Origin of the sequence: uncultured Caulobacter sp. (assembly GCF_937900395.1) — a bacterium.
Taxonomy (GTDB): domain Bacteria; phylum Pseudomonadota; class Alphaproteobacteria; order Caulobacterales; family Caulobacteraceae; genus Caulobacter.
Window position 1 is genome coordinate 1 of sequence record NZ_CALCDX010000168.1, and the last position, 19,457, is coordinate 19,457.

General features: G+C 68.8%; 16 protein-coding genes and 2 pseudogenes. 10 read left to right on the forward strand and 8 right to left on the reverse strand.

Going from position 1 to position 19,457, the window contains the following annotated elements; translation table 11 throughout:
- Together Q0379_RS14880 and Q0379_RS14885 are read right to left on the reverse strand one after the other, a co-directional pair.
- Positions 1-1,148: cation:proton antiporter (locus Q0379_RS14880; RefSeq protein ID WP_299010342.1), on the reverse strand; the 1,148-nt coding region annotated here is incomplete at its 3' end.
- Between the two features lie 24 nt (positions 1,149-1,172).
- Positions 1,173-1,421, reverse strand: a complete 249-nt coding sequence (locus tag Q0379_RS14885; RefSeq protein ID WP_066685827.1) for a helix-turn-helix transcriptional regulator — start codon at positions 1,419-1,421, stop codon at positions 1,173-1,175.
- Between the two features lie 71 nt (positions 1,422-1,492).
- Here Q0379_RS14885 and ybaL point away from each other — a divergent pair, with 71 nt between their 5' ends.
- The 3 genes from ybaL (at position 1,493) to Q0379_RS14900 (ending at position 6,582) form a co-directional block, all read left to right on the forward strand.
- Entirely contained in the window at positions 1,493-3,166 is a 1,674-nt protein-coding gene (ybaL, locus tag Q0379_RS14890; protein WP_299010345.1) for a YbaL family putative K(+) efflux transporter, read from the forward strand.
- Positions 3,167-3,901: 735 nt separating this feature from the next.
- Entirely contained in the window at positions 3,902-4,354 is a 453-nt protein-coding gene (locus Q0379_RS14895) for a MaoC family dehydratase (protein ID WP_299010348.1), read from the forward strand.
- Between the two features lie 95 nt (positions 4,355-4,449).
- Positions 4,450-6,582, forward strand: a complete 2,133-nt coding sequence (locus tag Q0379_RS14900) for a M13 family metallopeptidase (protein WP_299010351.1) — start codon at positions 4,450-4,452, stop codon at positions 6,580-6,582.
- A 54-nt stretch (positions 6,583-6,636) separates the two neighbouring features.
- Here the strand turns inward: Q0379_RS14900 and fabA are convergent, their stop codons facing one another.
- Positions 6,637-7,167, reverse strand: a complete 531-nt coding sequence (gene fabA / locus Q0379_RS14905) for a bifunctional 3-hydroxydecanoyl-ACP dehydratase/trans-2-decenoyl-ACP isomerase (protein ID WP_299010354.1) — start codon at positions 7,165-7,167, stop codon at positions 6,637-6,639.
- A 141-nt stretch (positions 7,168-7,308) separates the two neighbouring features.
- Here fabA and Q0379_RS14910 point away from each other — a divergent pair, with 141 nt between their 5' ends.
- Genes Q0379_RS14910 through Q0379_RS14920 form a run of 3 tightly spaced genes read left to right on the forward strand, consistent with a single transcriptional unit; the run spans position 7,309 to position 11,491 of the window.
- Positions 7,309-8,985 carry an MFS transporter gene (locus Q0379_RS14910; protein ID WP_299010357.1) on the forward strand — a complete coding sequence of 559 codons (1,677 nt, stop codon included), beginning with the start codon at positions 7,309-7,311 and terminating at the stop codon, positions 8,983-8,985.
- Positions 8,982-10,112: an HlyD family secretion protein gene (locus Q0379_RS14915; protein WP_299010360.1), complete on the forward strand. Its 1,131-nt coding sequence runs from the start codon at positions 8,982-8,984 to the stop codon at positions 10,110-10,112. Before Q0379_RS14910 ends, Q0379_RS14915 begins: the two co-directional genes overlap by 4 nt.
- Entirely contained in the window at positions 10,112-11,491 is a 1,380-nt protein-coding gene (locus Q0379_RS14920; protein ID WP_299010363.1) for an efflux transporter outer membrane subunit, read from the forward strand. Before Q0379_RS14915 ends, Q0379_RS14920 begins: the two co-directional genes overlap by 1 nt.
- 3 nt (positions 11,492-11,494) lie before the next feature.
- On the opposite strand, the gene Q0379_RS14925 is transcribed toward Q0379_RS14920, so the two are convergent.
- Complete coding sequence (locus tag Q0379_RS14925) at positions 11,495-11,653, reverse strand: hypothetical protein (protein WP_299010366.1); 159 nt, start codon at positions 11,651-11,653, stop codon at positions 11,495-11,497.
- Positions 11,654-11,958: 305 nt separating this feature from the next.
- Here Q0379_RS14925 and Q0379_RS14930 point away from each other — a divergent pair, with 305 nt between their 5' ends.
- Positions 11,959-14,913, forward strand: coding sequence for a TonB-dependent receptor (locus tag Q0379_RS14930; protein WP_299010369.1), 2,955 nt, complete (start codon positions 11,959-11,961; stop codon positions 14,911-14,913).
- Between the two features lie 88 nt (positions 14,914-15,001).
- Complete coding sequence (locus Q0379_RS14935) at positions 15,002-15,787, forward strand: hypothetical protein (protein WP_299010372.1); 786 nt, start codon at positions 15,002-15,004, stop codon at positions 15,785-15,787.
- Between the two features lie 347 nt (positions 15,788-16,134).
- On the opposite strand, the gene hisG is transcribed toward Q0379_RS14935, so the two are convergent.
- The 3 genes and pseudogenes from hisG to Q0379_RS14950 all read right to left on the reverse strand — a co-directional run.
- Complete coding sequence (hisG, locus tag Q0379_RS14940; protein WP_299010375.1) at positions 16,135-17,094, reverse strand: ATP phosphoribosyltransferase; 960 nt, start codon at positions 17,092-17,094, stop codon at positions 16,135-16,137.
- The gene (locus Q0379_RS14945) at positions 17,091-18,233 is read right to left on the reverse strand and encodes an ATP phosphoribosyltransferase regulatory subunit (RefSeq protein ID WP_299010378.1); all 1,143 of its coding nucleotides are present in this window, start codon (positions 18,231-18,233) and stop codon (positions 17,091-17,093) included. Before Q0379_RS14945 ends, hisG begins: the two co-directional genes overlap by 4 nt.
- A gap of 2 nt (positions 18,234-18,235) precedes the next feature.
- Positions 18,236-18,599, reverse strand: a pseudogene (locus Q0379_RS14950) (His/Gly/Thr/Pro-type tRNA ligase C-terminal domain-containing protein); the annotation flags it as partial.
- Positions 18,600-18,852: 253 nt separating this feature from the next.
- On the opposite strand from Q0379_RS14950, the pseudogene Q0379_RS24240 reads away from it, so the two are divergent.
- Together Q0379_RS24240 and Q0379_RS14955 are read left to right on the forward strand one after the other, a co-directional pair.
- A pseudogene (locus Q0379_RS24240) lies at positions 18,853-18,993 on the forward strand (DUF5995 family protein); the annotation flags it as partial.
- 7 nt (positions 18,994-19,000) lie between these two features.
- Entirely contained in the window at positions 19,001-19,249 is a 249-nt protein-coding gene (locus tag Q0379_RS14955) for a hypothetical protein (protein WP_299010381.1), read from the forward strand.
- A 6-nt stretch (positions 19,250-19,255) separates the two neighbouring features.
- Here the strand turns inward: Q0379_RS14955 and Q0379_RS14960 are convergent.
- Positions 19,256-19,457, reverse strand: a 202-nt coding sequence (locus tag Q0379_RS14960; protein WP_299010384.1) for an MmcQ/YjbR family DNA-binding protein, incomplete at its 5' end; no start/stop codon positions are given.

A 19,457-nucleotide genomic window follows, 5' to 3' on the forward strand; every position in this document is an offset into this window, starting at 1 on the left:
ATGGTCAGGGTCGCCGAGACCAGCACCGCCTGGCCGATGGCCGGCGAGACGACCTGCGCGCCCATGGCGTTGTCCAGCAGCACGAAGGCGAACTCGCCGCCGGCCGCCAGGATCAAGGCCGCCTCGGTCGCGGCCTTGCGCCCCAGCTTCATCAGGAGGCCTATGCCGAAAACGACGGCGGCCTTGACCACGAGCAGGCCGACCGCCGTTCCCAGGATGACCGCCGGCTTGACGACCAGCAGCGAGAGGTCGAGGCGAATACCCAGCGACACGAAGAACAGGCTGAGCAGCAGGCCCTTGAACGGCTCGATCTTGACCTCGACCTCGTGGCGGTACTCGGTCTCCGCCAGGAGGATGCCGGCGACGAACGCCCCGAGCGCCATCGACAGGCCCGACATCTGGCTGACCAGGCCCGCGCCGATGATCACCAGCAGGCAGGCGGCCATGAACATCTCTTCGCTCTTGGCCTTGGCGACGGACTTCAGCATCGGCCGCAGAGCCACGCGCCCGACCAGGACGATCACCCCAAGACCCAGGGCGGCGGGCGCGAGGGACAGCAGATCGGCGGCTCGAAACTCGCCATGGCCGCGCCCGACGATGGCCAGGGTGATCAGAATGGGCGCGACGGCCAAGTCCTGGAACAGCAGCACCGAGAAGGTGGCCCGGCCGCCCTCGGAATGCAGCCGCCGCCGCTCGGCCAGCACTGGCACGGCGATGGCGGTTGAGGATAGGGTCAGGGCCGCGCCGATCGCCAGGGCCGCCGCGGGCGGCTGGCCCAGCAGCATGGCGCCGGCCGCCAGAACGAGGGAGCAGCCGATCACCTGGGCCGCGCCCAGGCCGAACACCAGCTTGCGCATCAGGCGCAGCCGCTCCCACGACAGCTCCAGTCCGATCATGAACAGCAGGAAGACGACGCCGAACTCGGCCAGCTGGGCGATTTCGTCAGGATTGTCGACGGTGACGTAGTCGAGCCACGGGGCGACATGGATGAACCGGCCCAGGCCGAACGGCCCCAGGATCACGCCGGCCAGCAGGTAGCCGAGAATGGTGTTGATCTTCAGACGCTTGAAGATCGGCGCGACGATGCCGGCGGTCGCCAGGAACAGGACCAGGTCCTTGTAGTTCGCCGCCGAAACCTCGTGCTCCATGCGCCCGCCCCTTTTGCTCCGCCGCTAGATCGAACGCCTGAAGCGAACACCCGGTCCGGCGTCGTCCGCCATGATCAGGATCACGCCCGCCGCCTCGATCGCGTCGATCAACAGGCGTTCGGTGCTATGATGCAGGGCGTGGCGCTCGGTCTCGAAGTCCTTGACCGTGCTGCGCGAAACGCCCGCCCGGTCGGCGAGTTCTCCCTGTGACCAGTTGATCAGACCGCGGGCGGCCCGGCATTGCGCCGGAAGGAGAATTTTTGCGTGCGGCATCTAGCGGCCTCGGGCATTGTCACCCATATTGGTTGAGTACGCCCGAAAAAGATGACCGTCAAGGAGGACCTTTGCACCATACCTCGCTGATCGCCACCATCGTCGCGGGCCTGGGCCTCGCCTTCGTCTTCGGCGCCATCGCCAATCGGCTGAAGCTGCCGGTGCTGGTCGGCTATCTGCTGGCCGGGGTGCTGGTTGGGCCGTTCACGCCCGGCTACGTCGCCGATCAGGAGCTGGCGCCGCAGCTGGCGGAGATCGGCGTCATCCTGCTGATGTTCGGGGTCGGCCTGCACTTCTCGATGAAGGACCTGATGGCGGTGAAGAACATCGCCATCCCCGGCGCGGTCGTGCAGATCGGCGCGGCGACGGCGATGGGCCTGGGCTTGGCGGTCGCCCTGGGCTGGAGCGTCGGCGCGGGCGTGGTCTTCGGCCTGGCCCTGTCGGTGGCCTCGACCGTGGTGCTGCTGCGCGCTCTGCAGGAGCGGCGGCTGATCGAGACCGGCCGCGGCAAGATCGCCGTCGGCTGGCTGATCGTCGAGGACCTGGCCATGGTGCTGGCCCTCGTCCTGCTGCCGGCCCTGTCGGGCGTGCTGGGCGGCGAGCCGCCGGTCGACCACGCCAAGGGCGGAGTGGCGTCGGGCGGGGTGCTGGGCGCCTTCGCCCTGACCATCGGCAAGGTCGCGGCCTTCGTGGCCCTGATGCTGATCGTCGGGCGACGCGTGATCCCGTGGATCCTGCACCGCATCGCCCATACCGGCTCGCGCGAGTTGTTCCGCCTGGCCGTGCTGGCGATCGCCCTCGGGGTGGCGTTCGGCTCGGCGGCGCTGTTTGGCGTGTCGTTCGCGCTCGGGGCCTTCTTCGCCGGCATGATCATGGCCGAGAGCGAGCTTTCCCAGCAGGCCGCCAACGAGACCCTGCCGCTGCGCGACGCCTTCGCCGTCTTGTTCTTCGTCTCGATCGGCATGCTGTTCGACCCGATGGTGCTGCTGCGCGAGCCGCTGGCCGTGCTGGCGACCCTGCTGATCATCGTGGTGGGCAAGTCGATCGCCGCCCTGATCATCGTCCGCGCCTTCAAGCGGCCGATGAGCACGGCCCTGACCATCTCGGTCAGCCTGGCCCAGATCGGCGAGTTCTCGTTCATCCTGGCGGGCCTGGGCGTCTCGCTGAAGCTGCTGCCCGACGACGGCCGCGACCTCGTCCTGGCCGGCGCCATCCTGTCGATCCTGGTCAATCCGCTGCTGTTCGCCATCCTCGACAAGGTCCTGCCCAGCATGATCGCCAAGGAGGCCAAGGCCCGGGGCGAGGCGCCGCCAGCCTCGGCCGCCACCCAGCCGCACGCGGTGCTGGTCGGCTACGGCCGGGTCGGCAAGGCCGTGGCCGAAGGCCTCAAGGGCCGCACGCCGCTGGTGGTGATCGAGGACGACGTCGAGCGGGCCGAGGACCTGCGCCGCGCCGGCTTCGAGACCGTCGGCGGCAATGCGGTGAAACCCGAGGTGCTGCTGCAGGCGGGCCTCGACAAGGCCACCCACCTGTTCGTCGCCGTGCCCAATCCGTTCGAGGCCGCGCGGATCATCGAACAGGCGAGAGCCGCCAACCCCAAGGCCCTGATCGTCGCCCGCGCCTATACGGACAACGACGTGGCCCTGCTCAAGCAGATGGGCGCCTCCCACGCCCTGATCGGCGAGGACGAGATCGCGCGGGGGATGCTAGCCAGGGCGCCGCGCAGAGCGGCGGCGGGGCATTAGGCGAGGGACGACCTTCTTCCGTTCAAAACCTCCGACCTCCCCGGCGACACGTCAGTGCGGCGAAGCCAATGCCGGGGCCCAGATTCATCCGGAGAGGTTGGGGATGACGCGACATCGCTCCGCGCAAACCGGTAAGCGCTCGCGGGTTCGATCTGGGTCCCGGCATTCGCCGGGAAGGTCGGGTTTATGGATCGGGTGGCGTTCCTTCTCCCCGAAGGAGCCCTCCTTACATCTCACGGCGAGACGATCGCAGGGCTGTCCGGGTTGCTCAAGGACGGCTTCGCCGCCGCGGAGCGGCCGCCCGCAGGGCGGTCCTTGACCAACCCGGTCAGTCCTGCACGCTGCAGCCTCCAAGAGATGTAAGGTTCGCACCGACCTCGCGAGGTCGGCTTACGACCCGTTGCGGACGCCAAACGGAATCCCTCTCTCATGGAGAGAGGGAGGGGCCCATGCGAAGCATGGGAGGGTGAGTGGGTAAAAACTCTCCGTACAGGGCAGTGACGATAAGGCGGCCGAACGGTTCGGGGGAACGCGTCTAACGCTGTAACCACTCACCCTCCCACCGCTTCGCGGCGGGCCCCTCCCTCTCTCTTAGAGAGAGGGATTTCAACGCGTCCGCTCCCCACCCTTAGCCGTCATCACCTACGGCGGCTAACAGCGACGCCACCGCCCCAGCAGCCCCTTCCCACCGCTTTTCCTCTAGCCACCGCGCCCATCGCCCGCTAACGCGGCGTCATGATTCAGCCACACGCCTCGGGCGGCTACATTCTTGAGGAACTCTCGGTCGGCATGACGGCCGAGAAGCGCGTCACGGTGACAGAGGAGCGCATCGGCCTGTTCGCCGAGGCGTCGGACGACTTCAACCCCGTCCACATCGACGAGGCCTACGCCGCCAAGACCGCCTATCGCGGGCGGATCGCCCACGGCCTGCTGTCGGCCTCGTTCGGCTCGGCCGTGGTCGGGACCATCCTGCCCGGCGCGGGCTCGATCTATCTGTCTCAGACCCTGGCCTTCCACCGGCCGGTGCGGATCGGCGACGTCGTCACCGCCCGGGCCACCGTCGCGGCGATCGACGAGGTCAGCGCCCGCGTCACCCTGCGCTGCGAGGCCCTGGTCGGCGAGGACCTGATCATGGACGGCGAGGCGATCGTCCGCGTTCCCCGCCGTCGGCGTCCAGCCAAGGGCTGACGCCTCCTACGGCCAAGATGAACTTTTTTTAAGGAAGCAAAACGTTTCGCCCCGTTGCAGATTGCCGCCGGCTCATACCAACGGACGCGATTTCCATGAAAAGAGTTTTGTTCGGCGCTGCGGCGATTGCAGCTCTGTCTCTGTCGGCTTTTGGGGCCCAGGCCCACGAACAGCACGCCTGCATCGACGACGCCTGCGTGATGCAGTCCATCCTGCCGTTCGCGGTTTCGGGCGCGGCCTCCGGCGCCGTGGCCGGCGACGCGACCTCGCTGGAGTCGCCGCGCTACGGAGCCTGGGGCTTTGACATCTCGGGCATGGACACCACCGCCAAGCCCGGCGACGACTTCTACAAGTTCGCCAACGGGACCTGGGAAGCCAAGACGCAGATCCCGTCGGACCGCGTCCGCTACGGCAATTTCGACAAGCTGGCCGAGCTTTCCGAAGCCCGCACCCGCGCCATCATCGAGGCCGCCGCCGCCGACAAGGCCGCGACCGGCGAGAAGGCCAAGATCGGCGCCGCCTACCGCGCCTTCATGGACGAGGCGACGATCGAGAAGCTGGACTCCAAGCCGATCCAGCCCTGGCTGGACGGCGTCAAGAAGGTCAAGACCAAGGACGAGTTCACCGCCCTGATGGGCAAGAGCTCGACCACGCCCTACGCCGACCTGATCAGCCTGGGCATCTCGGTCGACGCCAAGAACCCGCAGCGCTACGCCGTCTACGCCGGGACCGGCGGCACCAGCCTGCCCGACCGCGACTACTATCTGGACGCCAAGTTCGCCGACAAGAAGGCCGCCTATCTGGTCTATGTCGAGAAGATGCTGACCCTGGCCGGCTGGCCCAAGCCCGCCGAGAACGCCAAGGCCGTCGTCGATTTCGAGACCAAGCTGGCCGAGGCGTCGTGGACCCGCGTCGAGCGCCGCAACCGCGACAAGACCTACAACCCGGCCACCCTGGCCGAGCTGCAGGCGATGACGCCGGGCTACGACTGGAACCGTTATCTGGTGGGCACGGAGCTGCCGAAGCTCGACCGCGTCATCGTCACGACCAACACCTCGTTCCCTAAGTACGCCAAGATCTACGCCGACACCCCGCTGGAGACCCTGAAGGCCTGGCAGGCGTTCAAGGTGACCGACGGCGCCGCGCCGATGCTGTCGAAGCGCTTCGCCGACGCCCAGTTCGAGTTCCGCAACAAGACCCTGGCCGGCCAGCCCGAGCAGCGTCCGCGTTGGAAGCGCGCCGTGGGCCAGGTCAACGGCATGCTGGGCGAGGCGGTCGGCAAGGAATACGTCGCCGCCTACTTCCCGCCGGAGTCGAAGGCCAAGATGCTGTCGCTGGTCGGCGACATCCGCACGGCCCTGAAGACGCGCATCGACAACCTCGACTGGATGGGTCCGGAGACCAAGGTCAAGGCTCAGGACAAGCTGGCCAAGTTCACCGTCAAGATCGGCTATCCCGACAAGTGGCGCGACTACTCCAAGCTGGAGATCAAGGAAGGCGACGCGTACGGCAACATGATCCGCACGGGCGCTTGGGACTATCGCCACGACGTCGAGCGCCTGAACCAGCCGGTCGACAAGTCCGAGTGGGGCATGACCCCGCAGACGGTCAACGCCTACTACAACTCGGTCAACAACGAGATCGTGTTCCCGGCCGCCATCCTGCAGGCGCCGTTCTTCCACCCCGACGCGGACCCGGCCATCAACTACGGCGGCATCGGCGGCGTGATCGGTCACGAGATCGGCCACGGCTTCGACGACCAGGGCCGCAAGTCCGACGGCGACGGCGTGCTGCGCGACTGGTGGACGGCCGAGGACGCCGCCAAGTTCAACGCCCAGGCCGACCGTCTGGGCGCCCAGTACTCGGCGTTCGAGCCCTTCCCGGGCATGCACGTCAACGGCAAGCTGACCATGGGCGAGAACATCGGCGACATGGCCGGCCTGACGCTGGGCCTGGAAGCCTACCACCTGTCGCTGAAGGGCCAGCCGGCCCCGGTGCTGGACGGCTTCACCGGCGACCAGCGCATCTATCTGGGCTGGGCCCAGGTGTGGCGCGGCAAGTCGCGCGACGACGCTCTGAAGCAGCAGATCGCCAGCGATCCGCACTCGCCGGGCTACTACCGCGTCAACGGCACGATCCGGAACCAGCCGGGCTGGTACTCGGCCTTCGACGTCAAGCCGGGCGACAAGCTGTATGTCGCGCCGGAAGACCGCGTGAAGATCTGGTAGTCGCCAGGCTTCAGAGCTGACCAGGAAAGGCCGCCGGGCGACCGGCGGCCTTTTTCATTCCGCGCCCGCGATCATGCCGACCTTGAGGTCGGTCGCCGTGTAGACACACTCGCCGTCGGCCAGCAGGCGACCATTAGCCAGGCCCAGGGCCAGCTTACCGCGTCGCACCTGCCGCAGGCTGATCTCGTAGCGCACCAGCTTGACGTCGGGGGTCACGTGGCCGCGGAACTTCACCTCGCCCACCCCGATGGCCCGGCCCTTGCCCGGGGATCCAGACCAGCCGAGCCAGTAGCCGATCACCTGCCACATGGCGTCCAGCCCCAGGCACCCCGGCATCACCGGGTCGCCGATGAAGTGGCAGCCGAAAAACCAGAGGTCCGGATTGATATCCAGCTCGGCGGCGACGAAACCCTTGCCGAAGTCGCCGCCGTCCAGGCTGATCTCCGCGATCCGGTCCATCATCAGCATCGGCGGCGCCGGCAATTGCGCATTGCCCGGCCCAAAGTAGCCGCCCAGACCTGATTTCAGCAGATCCGCCCTGTCGTAGTGATCCTTTGGCGTGTGAAAGTCGTGTGGGTTCGCCAAGACGTTCTTCCCCTGTATAGGTTCTCGACGCCTAGCTGCCGACACGCCCGGCGGCCCGTCAAGGTTGAGAGGCAAGGCCAGAGACTAAACCTTGCCGCGCGCGCGTCGCGGGGTAAAAGACCGGCTCACAGTCGAGGCCCCATGCCGCAACACGGCCAACAGATCGGACAGACGCCGGACTGGCTTCCCCACGAGCGGCCCTTCCTGCCCGGCTCGCCGTCCACGCCGCACTTCCCGACGCGCTTCCGGATCATCCACGGGCTAATCAGCCTGTTGATCGGGGTGACCGGCTCGCTGGGCCAGGCCCTGATCCAGGTCAACCTGCCCGCCATCCAGGGCTCGCTAGGCTTGACGCCGACGCAGGGCGCCTGGCTGACGACGATCTACGTGATGACCAACATCTCGATGAACCTGCTGCTGGTGAAGTACCGCCAGCAGTTCGGCATCCGCCGGTTCGCCCTGGTGTTCCTGAGCCTCTACACCGTGGCGGCCTTCGCCCACCTGGCGCTCGACAACTTCGCCATGGCCCTGGTCTTGCGGGCGATCAGCGGCGTGGGCGCGGCGGCGCTGACGGCGCTGGCGATGTTCTACATGCTGCAGGCCTTTCCCGCCTCGTTCCGGATCGGGGCGCTCGTGCTGGGCGTGGGCGTCTCGCAGCTGGGCTCGCCGCTGGCCCGCGTGATCTCCACCAGCCTGCTCGACGCCGCCTACTGGCATGGCCTCTACGCGCTGGAGGCCAGCCTCGCGGCCCTGTGCCTGGCGACGGTCTGGCTGTTCCGCCTGCCGATCGGGGTCCGCATACACGTCTTCGAAGGCGTCGACGCCCTGACCTTCGCCCTGCTGGGCGGCGGCTTGGGCCTGATCGTCGCCGTCCTGGGCCTGGGCCGTATCGTCTGGTGGTTCGAGGCGCCGTGGATCGGCTGGTGCCTGATCGCCGCCATGATCCTGCTGGCGGCGGGCAGCGTGGTCGAGCACAACCGGGCGCACCCTCTGATCGACACCCGCTGGATCGCCACCGGGACCTTCCTTCGCTTTTGCCTGAACGTCGCCCTGGTGCGGGTCATTCTGTCGGAACAGACCGTCGGCGCCGCGGGCCTGATGCAGGCTCTGGGCTTTGCCCAGGAGCAGCAGCGCCTGCTCTACGCCATCGTCCTGGCCGCCTCCGCAGCCGGCCTGGTGGTCAGCGCCGCGACCCTGACCCAGAAGACCCTGCCAGCCCAGTTCCTGGGTTCGATCCTGCTGATCGCCGTCGCCGCCTTCCTGGACGCGCGCTCCACGCCGCAGACCGGGCCGGCCGAGCTCTATTTCAGCCAGGCGCTGCTGGCCTTCGCCGCGACCATGTTCCTGGGCCCGTCGTTCATGTTCGGCATCGGCCAGCTGCTGACCCGGGGGCTGGGCTCGATCATCACCTTCTCGGTGATGTTCGGCGTGGCGCAGAACCTGGGCGGTCTGTTCGGCGCGGCCATGCTGGGCACCTTGCAGACGGTCCGGACCCAGCAGCACGCCGTGGGCCTGGCCGAGCGGCTGACGGGAGCGGATCCCGCCGTCGCGGCGACGCTGCAGACCTATGGCGGCGTCTACGCCTCGACCCAGACCGACCCGGCGCTGCGCGCCGCCGACGCCAGCGTGCTGCTGACCCAGCAGGTGACGCAACAGGCCACCGTCCTGGCCTTCAACGACGTCTTCCTGGTGGTCGGCGTCGTGGCCCTGGCCCAGTTCCTCTACGCCGGCTTCCTGTTCGCGCGTTTGGCCTTGCGCATGAAGGCCCAAGCGCCCGCTGCGCCGGCTTCCACCCTTCCAGCCCGAGAGACCGCATGACCGACGCGACCTCCCCGCCGCCCGGCCCCGCGCCCCAGCCCGAAGACCGCGCCGCGTCGGCCGCGCCGCCGCCCGCGCGTCCCAAGCCGCCCAGCGTCCAGGCGATCCTGATCACCACGGCCGTCACCCTGGCGGTGATCCTGCTGATCCTATTCCTGTGGAAGCTGCCGCCGTTCGGCGGCTCGGTGCAGCGGACCGACAACGCCTATGTGCGCGGCCAGGTCACCGTCGTGGCGCCGCAGCTGAGCGGCTATGTCGTCAAGGTCATGGCCCAGGACTTCCAGACCGTGCGCAAGGGCCAGCCGCTGTTTACGATCGACCAGCGCATCTACGCCCAGCGCGTCGATCAGGCCCGCGCCACGCTGGCCGCCCGCGAAGCCGACCTCGCCAACTCGGCCCAGGCCCAGGCCTCCCGCGAGGCGGCGTTGAAGAGCCGCGAGGCCGACATCGGCTCGGCCCAGGCCCAGGTCGAGCGGGCCCGCGCCGACATGGCCCGCGTCGCCGAGCTGGCGACCGACGGGTCGGTGTCCCTGCGCGAGCGCGACCAGGCCCGCGCCGCCCTGCGCGCCGCCGAGGCCGCGCTCGCCTCGGCCAAGGCCGGCCGCGAGATCGCCCGCCAGGACATCCGCTCGGTCGGGGTGTCGCGCGAGGGTCTGCAAGCCGCCGTCGCCGCCGCCAAGGCCGCCCTGCGCCTGGCTGAGATCGACCTGTCCAACACCATCGTCGCCGCCCCCGCCGACGGCCAGCTGGGCCAAGTCGGCGTGCGCAACGGCCAGTGGGTGACGGCCGGCAGCCAGCTGGTCTCCCTGGTGCCGCCGCAGCGCTGGGTGATCGCCAACTTCAAGGAGCGCCAGGCCGGTCGGATGAGCCCCGGCCAGACCGCCAGCGTCACGGTCGACGCCCTGGGCGATCAGCGCTTCACGGGCAAGGTCGAGCAGGTCTCGCCCGCCACCGGCTCGGAGTTCAGCATCCTGCCGCCGCAGAACGCCACGGGGAACTTCACCAAGATCGCCCAGCGCCTGCCGGTGCGGATCGTGCTCGACGCCGGCCAGCCGGACCTCGCCCGCCTGCGTCCGGGCATGTCGGTTCAGGCCGAGGTCGACACCGCCGGCAAGGGTCGCCGCTGATGCGCCGCGCCCTGATCGGTCTAGCGGCCTTGAGCGCCCTGGCCGCCTGCGCGACGCCGGGCCCCAGGACCGGACCGCCGCCCTCGGCCGCCGTCGTCCCGCCCGCAGGCTGGCGCGCGCCCGCCACGATCTCGCAGGACGCCGCGACCGCCGAGTGGTGGAAGGCGTTCGGCGATCCGCGCCTGTCGGACCTGGTCGCCGCCGCCCTGGCCTATAACGCCGACCTCGGCGCGGCCGAGGCGCGGGTGCGCGAGGCCGAGGCCCAGAGCCTGCTGGCCAGCTCCGCCCTGCTGCCGTCGGTCAACCTGGCGGCGGGCGTGCAGAAGGAGCGCAAGCTCGACGCCTTCGGCCAGCCCAGCACGACCTTGGCGACCCAACCGCAGGTCCAGGTCGCCTACGAGGTCGATCTTTGGGGCCGCGTCCGCGCCGCCGACGCCGCCGCCCGCGCCAGCCTGCAGGCCAGCCGCGACGCCCGCGACGCCGCGCGCCTGTCGGTCTCGGCCGCCGTCGCGCGGTCCTATGTGGCGCTGCTGTCGCTGGACGCCCAGCTGGCCACCGCCCGCGCCACCCTGGCCTCGCGCCAGGAATCCGCCGTCCGCGCCCGCCGGCGCGCTCAGGAAGGGGTGACCTCGGACCTAGAACTCCGGCAGGCCGAGGCCGAGCTGGAAGCCGCCGCCCAGCGCGTCCCGGCCCTGGAGCTGGCCATCCGTCGCCAGGAGGGCGCCTTGGCGCTGCTCGTGGGCCAGACCTCGCAGCCGATCGCGCGCGGCGCCCTGGCCGCCCTTGTCATCCCGCAACCGGGCGCGCCCCTCCCCTCCTCGCTGCTGCCCCGGCGCCCCGACATCGCCCAGGCCGAGGCGACCCTGGCCGCCGCCGACGCCAGCCTGAGCTCGGCGCGCGCGGCCTTCCTGCCCCAGGTGCGCCTGTCGGCGGCCGGCGGGGAGCTGTTCGTCGAGCACCTGGATCCGGTGACGGTCTGGAGCCTGGGGGCCAGCGCCCTGGCGCCGATCTTCGATGGCGGCCGCCTGCGATCGCAGTCCGACGCCGCCGCGGCCCGCCGCGACCAGGCCGCCTTCGCCTATCGCAAGGCCGTGCTGACCGCGTTCAGCGAGGTCGAGAGCGCGCTTGAGGGAACGGGCCGCCTGGCCGAGCAGGAAGCCGCCGCCGTGCGCCAGCGCGCGGCCGCCGCGTCGGCCCTGGACCACGCGCGCAAGCGTTATCAGGCGGGCTATGTCGCCTACCTGGAGGAGTTGGACGCCCAGCGCGCCCTGCTCGCCACCGATCTGGCGCTGTCACAGGTTCGCGAGGCGCGGCTGCAGAACGCCGTGGCGCTGTATCAGGCCCTGGGCGGCGGGTGGACCGGAGCGGCGCGGCCCTGAGCGTTAGGCCGCGATCGGCGGCGTGCCGCCGCCGAGCGGGATGGCCTCGTATTCCTTGAGAAGCTGCTCGAGCGTCTCGCGCAGTTCCGGATCGCGCTCGCGTTTCAGCTTCGCCCGGAACAGCTCGATATTCTTGCGGCGAATGAACTCGTCCATGGCCATCCTCCCAGAGCCGTCCCCAAGCCTGACCAGAATGACCCCAGATTCCGAGACGCGCGCTGCGGCCCGACGCCGCAGGCGGGGCGATGTCATATCGGATCGGAACACTGGAGGTCTTCGCGGCGAGTAGGGCCCAGGAGTGCGCGGAAGATGTCACAGCCTGCGCAAATATGACGGCTTGGCGGCGAAAATATTGCGGTCGCGGCTTGAAAGAGATTCGGTAGGGCAACAGCGAAACGTCGCGTGCGAGTTGAGTCGCCTCCGCGCGTAGCGCGTCAAGTTTCACTATTGAGGGGCCAGTTCATTTCATGCTGAACCAACGCGGACGTCTTCTCGCCTCCACGATCATCGCCGGTCTGGCGACGAGCGCCGCCCTGCCGGCCCTGGCCCAGACGGCGCCCGCGGGCGCTTCGGCGCAGGATAGCGCGGAGGTCGAGGCCGTGGTGGTGACCGGCTCGCGCATCAAGCGCTCGGCGTTCAACAGCCCCGACCCCATCCAGGTCATTTCCGCCGAACAAGGTCAGCTGCGCGGCATCGCCACCGCGACGGGCCTGCTGCAGTCCTCGACGATCGCGTCAGGCTCGCCGCAGGTCACCTCCGCCATTTCCAACGCTCTCGTCACCGATGGCGGCCCCGGTTCGGAGACCGTGTCGCTGCGCGGCCTGGGGCCCAATCGCACCCTTGTCCTGCTCAATGGCCGGCGCTCCGGCCCCGCCGGCACGCGCGGCGGCGTTTCGGCCTTCGACCTGAACGTGCTGCCGCTGTCGGTCATCGACCACGTCGACATCCTGAAGGACGGCGCCTCGTCGATCTACGGCTCGGACGCCGTGGCGGGCGTGGTGAACATCATCACCAAGCGCAGCACCGACGGCATCGACGCCGAGATGTTCTACAGCCAGCCGCAGAAGCACGGCGGCGAGCAGTATTCGGCCAGCGCCAGCTTCGCCAAGACCTTCGACCGCGGCTTCTTCAGCCTGTCGTACGAGTACTTCAAGAAGGCCGAGCAGACGCGCGGCCAGCGCAGCTACACCAGCTGCGGCCAGCAATACATCACCGACTCCAACGGCAAGCGTAAGGACGCGGTCGATCCGCGCACCGGCAAGATTCAGTGCCGGGACTATCTGTACGATCAAATCTGGCTGTACGACTCCACCTTCTCGGGCCTGGCCGGCAAGCTGCAGTACGACTACACCGGCAAGATCGCCGGCCTGATCCCGCGCGCGCCCGCCGGCGGCGGCTATCCCGGCGCGCCGGCCGGCTTCTATGTCGTCGGCTACAGCGACGACCCGTCGGCCCCGGACAACGGCGTGCTGGACTTCAACAGCCCGTTCAATCTGGCCAAGTCCCTGACGCCGCGCACCGAGCGCAACACGGTGTTCGCCCAGGGCGCGTTCAAGATCAACGACAGCATCGAGGCCTATGGCGAAGCGCTGCTGAACCGCCGCGCCACCAAGACCCACGGCTATCGCCAGTTCTGGAGTTATTTCTACACCGAGACCGGCGGCCCCAACACCGGCGCCGATCCGTTCAGCGTGGGCTTCACCGGCGACTACATCCTGTCGCCGACCCCGGTCACCAACCGCAACCGCGACGGCCAGCGGGTCGACTATCAGCGCTATGTCGGCGGCCTGCGCGGCGACTTCGGCGGCATCGACTTTCTGAAAGGCTGGGACTGGGACGTCTTCACCCAATACAGCCACAGCAAGGGCCTGTACTCGCATGACGTGATCCTGGACGACGCGCTGCGGAGCAACGCCTTCCGCACCGGCTCGTGCGTCGGCCAGGTGACTCCGATCAGCAAGCGCCAGTGCGTGGATGTCTCGTGGGTCACGCCCGACTTTCTGGCCGGCAAGTATACGCCCGAGGAAGAGGCGTTCCTGTTCGACACCGAAACCGGCAAGACCGTCTACAAGCAGCTGGTCTTCGAAGGCTCGGTCTCGGGCAACCTGTTCAAGCTGCCGGCCGGCGACGTGGGCGTCGCCCTGGGCTTCCACTACCGCAAGGACTCGATCAACGACACGCCCGGCCCGATCACCCTGGCCGGCAACATCTGGGGCGACTCCGCCTCGGGCGTGACCAAGGGCGACGACCTGGCGCGGGAAGTCTATGGCGAACTCAGCATCCCGATCTTCCGGGACATGTTCCTGGCCAAGAACGTCGAGCTGTCGCTGTCGGGCCGCCACACCAAAATCAATTCCTATGGCAAGGACGACACCTACAAGATCGGCTTGAACTGGCAGATCGTCCCGTCGGTGCGACTGCGCGCCACGCGCGGCACCTCGTTCCGCGCTCCGGCGCTGTTCGAGCTCTACAAGAACGCCGAGACGGGCTTCCTGGATCAGCGCACCATCGACCCCTGCGTCCGCTGGAGCCAGAATCTGGCCCAAGGCGAAATCACCCAACGCGTGGCCGACAACTGCCGCGCCTCGGGCGTCCCGGGCGACTATACGGGCCAGGGCGCGCAAGCGACCATCACCTCTTCGGGCGGCAAGGGCAGCCTGGTCGCCGAAACGTCGCTGGCCAAGACCTACGGCGTCATCTGGACGCCGAAGTTCGCCGACCTGCAGCTAGCGCTCGACTATTTCGACATCACCGTGAAGAACGAAGTGACCCAGCTGGGCGCGGGAACCATTGTCAACGAGTGCTACAAGTCGCTGAACTTCCCGACCGACAGACTGTGCAGCCTGTTCGTCCGGAACCCGGGTTCGCACCTGATCACCGACGTCACCGACAACTACATCAACATCGCCGAGCAGATTAACCGCGGCATCGACCTGACCGTGCGCTATGGCGTCAGCCTGCCCTGGGACGTCCGCATGACGACCGAGCTGCAATCGACCTGGCAGCTGAAGGACACCGAGGCCAAGTTCGCCGACACCGTCGTCGACAAGAACGGCTTCGTCGGCGATCCCGACTGGACGGGCCAACTGAACCTCAGCTTCCAGAAAGGCCCCTGGACGGGCTTCTGGGGCGTCGACATGGTCGGCAAGGCCTCGGACGCCGAGACGGAGTCGGACGTCAACACGGCCGGAACCCTGTTCTACAAAATCCACACAGAGTTCACGGCCTACCACAACGTCTCGCTGCGCCGTGAATTCGACGACTGGTCGATCACGGGCGGCGTCTCGAACCTGTTCGACGAGCACCCGCCGGCGGTCTCCTACCGCCAGGGCAAGTACGACTGGGTCGGGGCCTCGGTCCTGTCGTCGCAATACGACTATCTGGGCCGTCGCCTGTTCGTGAACATCAAGGCGCACTTCTAAGCGCCACACGATCCACTAAGATCACGGCGGCGGAGCGATCCGCCGCCGTTTTTCTGTCCGGCTCCTTCAGTCCCGAGGCTCTTCAAGCGTGAACGCCATCATTCGCGGCAAGCCCGACAATCTCGATGCGATCGGCGAGCGGTTCGAGCGCGCGCGACTGGGCCAGCCGGTCTTCCTGAACAGCGTGCCGAAGGCCGGCACCCATCTGATCCGCAACATCATGCGGATGTTCGTCGCCCCCGAGCAGCACTGGCGGCGCGAGTACATCCAGCACGCCCTGCTGGCGCGCAGCCGCGACGCCTTTCAGCCCGACCAGCCGATGATCAGCTGGGGTCACATGCTGTTCTCCGACGAGGCGGCGGTGGCGCTGCGCGACGTGCGCCATATCGTGCTGGTCCGAGACCCTTACGACTGGGTCCTGGCGCGGGCGCGCTTCTACCTGTCCGACGAGTTCCAGGGGAACCTGAACCACATCAAGGACGGCGGCGCGTCCATCGATGACGTCATCATGATGATGATCCTGGGCGCCCACGGCCGCATCCCCGACCTGCGGGACATCTTCACGATGAACGCCGTGGCCTGGATGGGCTCCAAGGCCGTCATCGTCCGCTACGAGGACATCGTCGACAATCTCAAGGACCTGGGCTCCAGGCGGGCCGAGGCCTTCTTCGGCCAACTGCTCGCCGACTGCGGCCTGGCGCTGCCCGAGGACTGGCGGGCCCGCGTCGAAGCCGGCGCCGATCCGCGCGAGAGCCGCACCGCCCGCGAGAACCTCAGCGTGACGGCCGAGGTGCCGAAAGTGCTGTCGGAGACGCACCGGCGGGTGGTCGACTTCCACGCCCCGGGCCTGAGGGATTTGTTGGGCTATCGCTGAGCGATCCAAAGGCCTCGCACAGCTTTTGACACCTTCGTCAAAAATGAAAGGCAGGGCCCAGATACACCAAACCCGTCGCGGGGGATAATCGCGACGGGCTGGCTATTTTCTCGATCATTCGATCTAGGCGGGCGTTTCCTCCCCGAAACGCCAAAGAACGGGAGCTCTCTGGTGGGCTCGTTTCGTCCTTGCAGTGTGTAGAAACGTCAAATTCGTGACGGTGTCAACGCGTCAAAGCCGTTTTCTGCAAAGGTTTGGACGAATTTTTGACGCCACTGGCGTAGTTTGGACTGAAAAGTCGGTTTTACCCCGGATTCCGGCGTTATTTTTGACGCGACAGTCAAAACTTACTTTCCGAGGGCCGCCGTGAAGCGGTCCAAAACCGCCGAACGCGACTCGAACACATAGTCCGGACGCGACACGGTCACCGGCTCGACCCCGGCCTCGGCGAGGGCGGCGGCGGCGTCGAACAGGTCGGCGGTCGCCAGCAGCGCGCCATTGGCCCGGCGCGACCCGCCCTGGGCGACGAAGCCGGCGACGGCGTCCTGGGCCGCGCGGTCCTGCTCGGCCGGCCAGACCAGGGTCGCGAGCTTGCCCGCCCGCCCCTTGGCCTCGACCACCGACAAGAGGCGCCGCAGGGCGTCCAGCTGCTCGCCGTTCCAGCCGGCCAGCAGCGAGGCCGTCAGCTGGGCCTGGCTCCTCAGGATCACCCCGTCGGACAGGATCTTCAGCCCGTTGGCGGCCAGGGTCGCGCCGGTCGTGGTGATGTCGACCACCAGCTCGGCCGCGCCGGCGGCGGGCGCCCCCTCGGTCGCGCCGCTACTCTCGACGATCCGGTAGTCGGCGACGCCGTGGCGGGCGAAGAAGGCGCGGGTCTGGGTCACGTACTTGGTCGCCACCCGCAGGCGGCGGCCGGTCTTGGCCAGGTGCGCGTGCCCGACCTCGTCGACATCGGCCATGGTGTCGACGTCGAGCCAGCTCTTGGGCGCGGTCACCACCAGGTCGGCCCGGCCGAACCCGAGCGCGCGCAGCAGCATCACCCGGCTGTCCATGTCGTCGCCGCGCTCGCGCAGCAAATCCTCGCCCGTGACGCCCAGGTGCAGGTCGCCGCTATCGAGGCCCGCGGCGATGTCGCCGGCCGACAGCAGGCGCACCGAGACGCCGGGCAGGCCCGACAGCTCGGCCGAATAGCCGCGCGCCCCGCCGGTCATCTCCAGCTTGAAGCCGCACTCGGCCAGCCAGGCCTCGACCTGGTCCTTCAGGCGGCCCTTGGACGGGATGGCGAAGATCATCGGAGCAGACGTCATTCGCCGCCTCCCGCATAGGCGCGCGCGGGACGGACCATGAAGCCGACCGCGCCGGTGTTGGTGGTGGAGACGCCCAGCTTGCCGGGCAGGCCGTCGTAGCGGCCGCCGGCCGCGATCGGGCGCTCGTCGCTCAAGGCCGCCGAGCGGACCTCGAACAGGTAGCCGTCGTAATAGCCGAAGGCGCGGCCGAAGGCGGCGGCCAGCGTCGCGCGCTCCAGCGGCACGCCCCGGGCGGCCATGCCGGAAAGGCGCGACCGCCAGCCGGCGACGGCGGCTTTCAGCGCTCCGTCGTTGGGTCCCGCCAGGGACGCAATGATGTCAAGCGCGGCTTCGGGACGATCAGACACCGCGAGGAAGGCGCGGACCTTGGCGGCTTGCTCCGCGTCCAGACGGCCGGCCTTGGCGGTCTCGGCCTTTTCCACCAGGCGGCGGGCGATCTCGGCCGGGCGGCGGCCGCCGACGGGCTCGATGCCGGCCAGGGACCACAGCTCCTGTAGCACGGCGGAGGCCTCGGCTTCCGGCAGGCCGGCCAGCAGGGCGGCGATGCGGCTTTTTTCCTCGTCCGCAGCCAGTCCGCGCTCGGACGAGCCATCCAGCTCGGCCTTCAGCTGGCGCGGCTTGGCGAAGGCGCGCTTGAGGCGGGCGGCCAGGGGCGGGGCGAGGTCGAGGCTGTCGACGAAGGCGGCGAACAGCGAGACGTCGCCCAGCACCAGCGACAGGTCCCCGCGCCCGCCGGCCACCGAGGCCGCCCAGGCTAGGGCCGCCATCTCGGCGTCGGCGGCGACCGGGTCTCCGGCCTCGAAGGCCTCGACGCCAATCTGCAGGAATTCCTCGGCGCGGTCGCTGCCGCGCGGGGCGACGCGGAAGGCCTTGCCCTCGTAGCGGTAGCGGCCGGCGCTCTCGCCGCCCGCGAAGTGCTGCCGCGCCACGGCGACGGTGAAGTCGGGACGCAGGGCCGCCTCCTCGCCGCCGTCGCCGGAGACGACGAACAGCCGCGAGCGCATGGCCTCGCCGGCCAGGTCGAGCAGCAGGCCCAGCGGCTGCAGCACCGGCGCGTCGGTCGGCGCGGCGCCGGCGGCCAGAAGCGGAGCGCGGATGGCGTCGAGCGCCTCCGCCGGAATGGAACGCTCGAGCCTCACCCTTAGCCCCCGATGATCTTGCGGACGGCGGAGACGAGCTCGCCGCGCGGAATGGTCTGCTGGCCGGGACGCTCGGCCTTCCAGGCGGCGTTGTCGGCGACGCCCGAGGCCAGCTCGCGGCCCAGGTCCAGGTCCTTGATCGTCACCGTGCCGGCCGCGATCTCGTCGCCGCCCAGCATGATGGCTGCGGGCGACAGGCGCCGGTCGGCGTACTTCATCTGCGGCCGCATGCCCGAGGTCCCCAGATAGACCTCGGCCGGAATGCCCGCCGCGCGCAATTCTCCGACCACGGAGAAGTATTCCGGCATGTGGGCGTCGTCGAAGGCGATGACCACCACCGGCCCCCGGTACGACCGCTGCCCCGCCCACGGGCCGGTCGACTGCTACGTTGACTGCTACTACCCTCTCCACAACCACAGGACTGCCCGCGGCCAGCCGGCCGGCGGGGGGACGACATCCATGCCGGCAAGGGAACCACAAATATCCAACGTTCGCGCGGCATTCGGGCGCGACCGCCCGGAAGAGATTTCCGACGGCCCGTCGAAATCTCGTTATCCTCGCCGCCATGACGATGGCAGTGGGTGACGGGGGCGTCGATATTCAGAGTGTTCTTCAGCGGATGGCTGCGATCCAAAGCGAGCTCCCCTCCCAGGATGGGGTCGCCTGGTTCAACCGCCTCTACGCGAAGACGACGGAGGCGATCGCCGACGCGATCGCGGCGGGGCGCTTTGAAGCACCCGAATTGCTTGAAGAACTGGACGTCGTTTTTGCCCAGCTCTACTTCGCCGCCTACGACGGCGACCGCGCCGGCTCACCGTCCACACGCCGAGCAGGTGGCCGCCGCGGCGGCCGAGGTCACCGACCGGCTGGGCTTCGCCCGCTCGGTGCTCGCCGAGCGGATCGGCATCACCCCGGCGTGCGGCCTGGCCGGCGCCACCGAGGCCTGGGCGCGCACCGCGATCGAGCTGTGCCAGCGGGTCGCCGACGGGATCGCCACCGACCCCGACTCGGCGTGAGGCCGGTCAGTCGCCGGTCGCGGCGTCGAGCTGTTTGATCAGGCGTTTGGCGGCGGTCAGCCGGTAGGACGCGTCGATGAGCTCGCCGACCTCGGTCCAGTCCACCGGCGCGGCGTCGAAATCCAGGCCGAGCCAGCCGAACGGGCCGACATAGGCCGGGAAGAAGAACCTGCGGTCCTGCTCCAGCGCCGTGCGCTCGGACTCGTCG

What these genes read in the sequence shown, in the direction of transcription:
- Q0379_RS14885 (WP_066685827.1), bottom strand. Translation starts at nt 1,421, where the DNA reads ATGCCGCACGCAAAAATTCTCCTTCCGGCGCAATGCCGGGCCGCCCGC.
- Q0379_RS14895 (WP_299010348.1), top strand. Translation starts at nt 3,902, where the DNA reads ATGATTCAGCCACACGCCTCGGGCGGCTACATTCTTGAGGAACTCTCG.
- Q0379_RS14900 (WP_299010351.1), top strand. Translation starts at nt 4,450, where the DNA reads ATGAAAAGAGTTTTGTTCGGCGCTGCGGCGATTGCAGCTCTGTCTCTG.
- Q0379_RS14910 (WP_299010357.1), top strand. Translation starts at nt 7,309, where the DNA reads ATGCCGCAACACGGCCAACAGATCGGACAGACGCCGGACTGGCTTCCC.
- Q0379_RS14915 (WP_299010360.1), top strand. Translation starts at nt 8,982, where the DNA reads ATGACCGACGCGACCTCCCCGCCGCCCGGCCCCGCGCCCCAGCCCGAA.
- Q0379_RS14920 (WP_299010363.1), top strand. Translation starts at nt 10,112, where the DNA reads ATGCGCCGCGCCCTGATCGGTCTAGCGGCCTTGAGCGCCCTGGCCGCC.
- Q0379_RS14925 (WP_299010366.1), bottom strand. Translation starts at nt 11,653, where the DNA reads ATGGCCATGGACGAGTTCATTCGCCGCAAGAATATCGAGCTGTTCCGG.
- Q0379_RS14930 (WP_299010369.1), top strand. Translation starts at nt 11,959, where the DNA reads ATGCTGAACCAACGCGGACGTCTTCTCGCCTCCACGATCATCGCCGGT.
- hisG (WP_299010375.1), bottom strand. Translation starts at nt 17,094, where the DNA reads ATGACGTCTGCTCCGATGATCTTCGCCATCCCGTCCAAGGGCCGCCTG.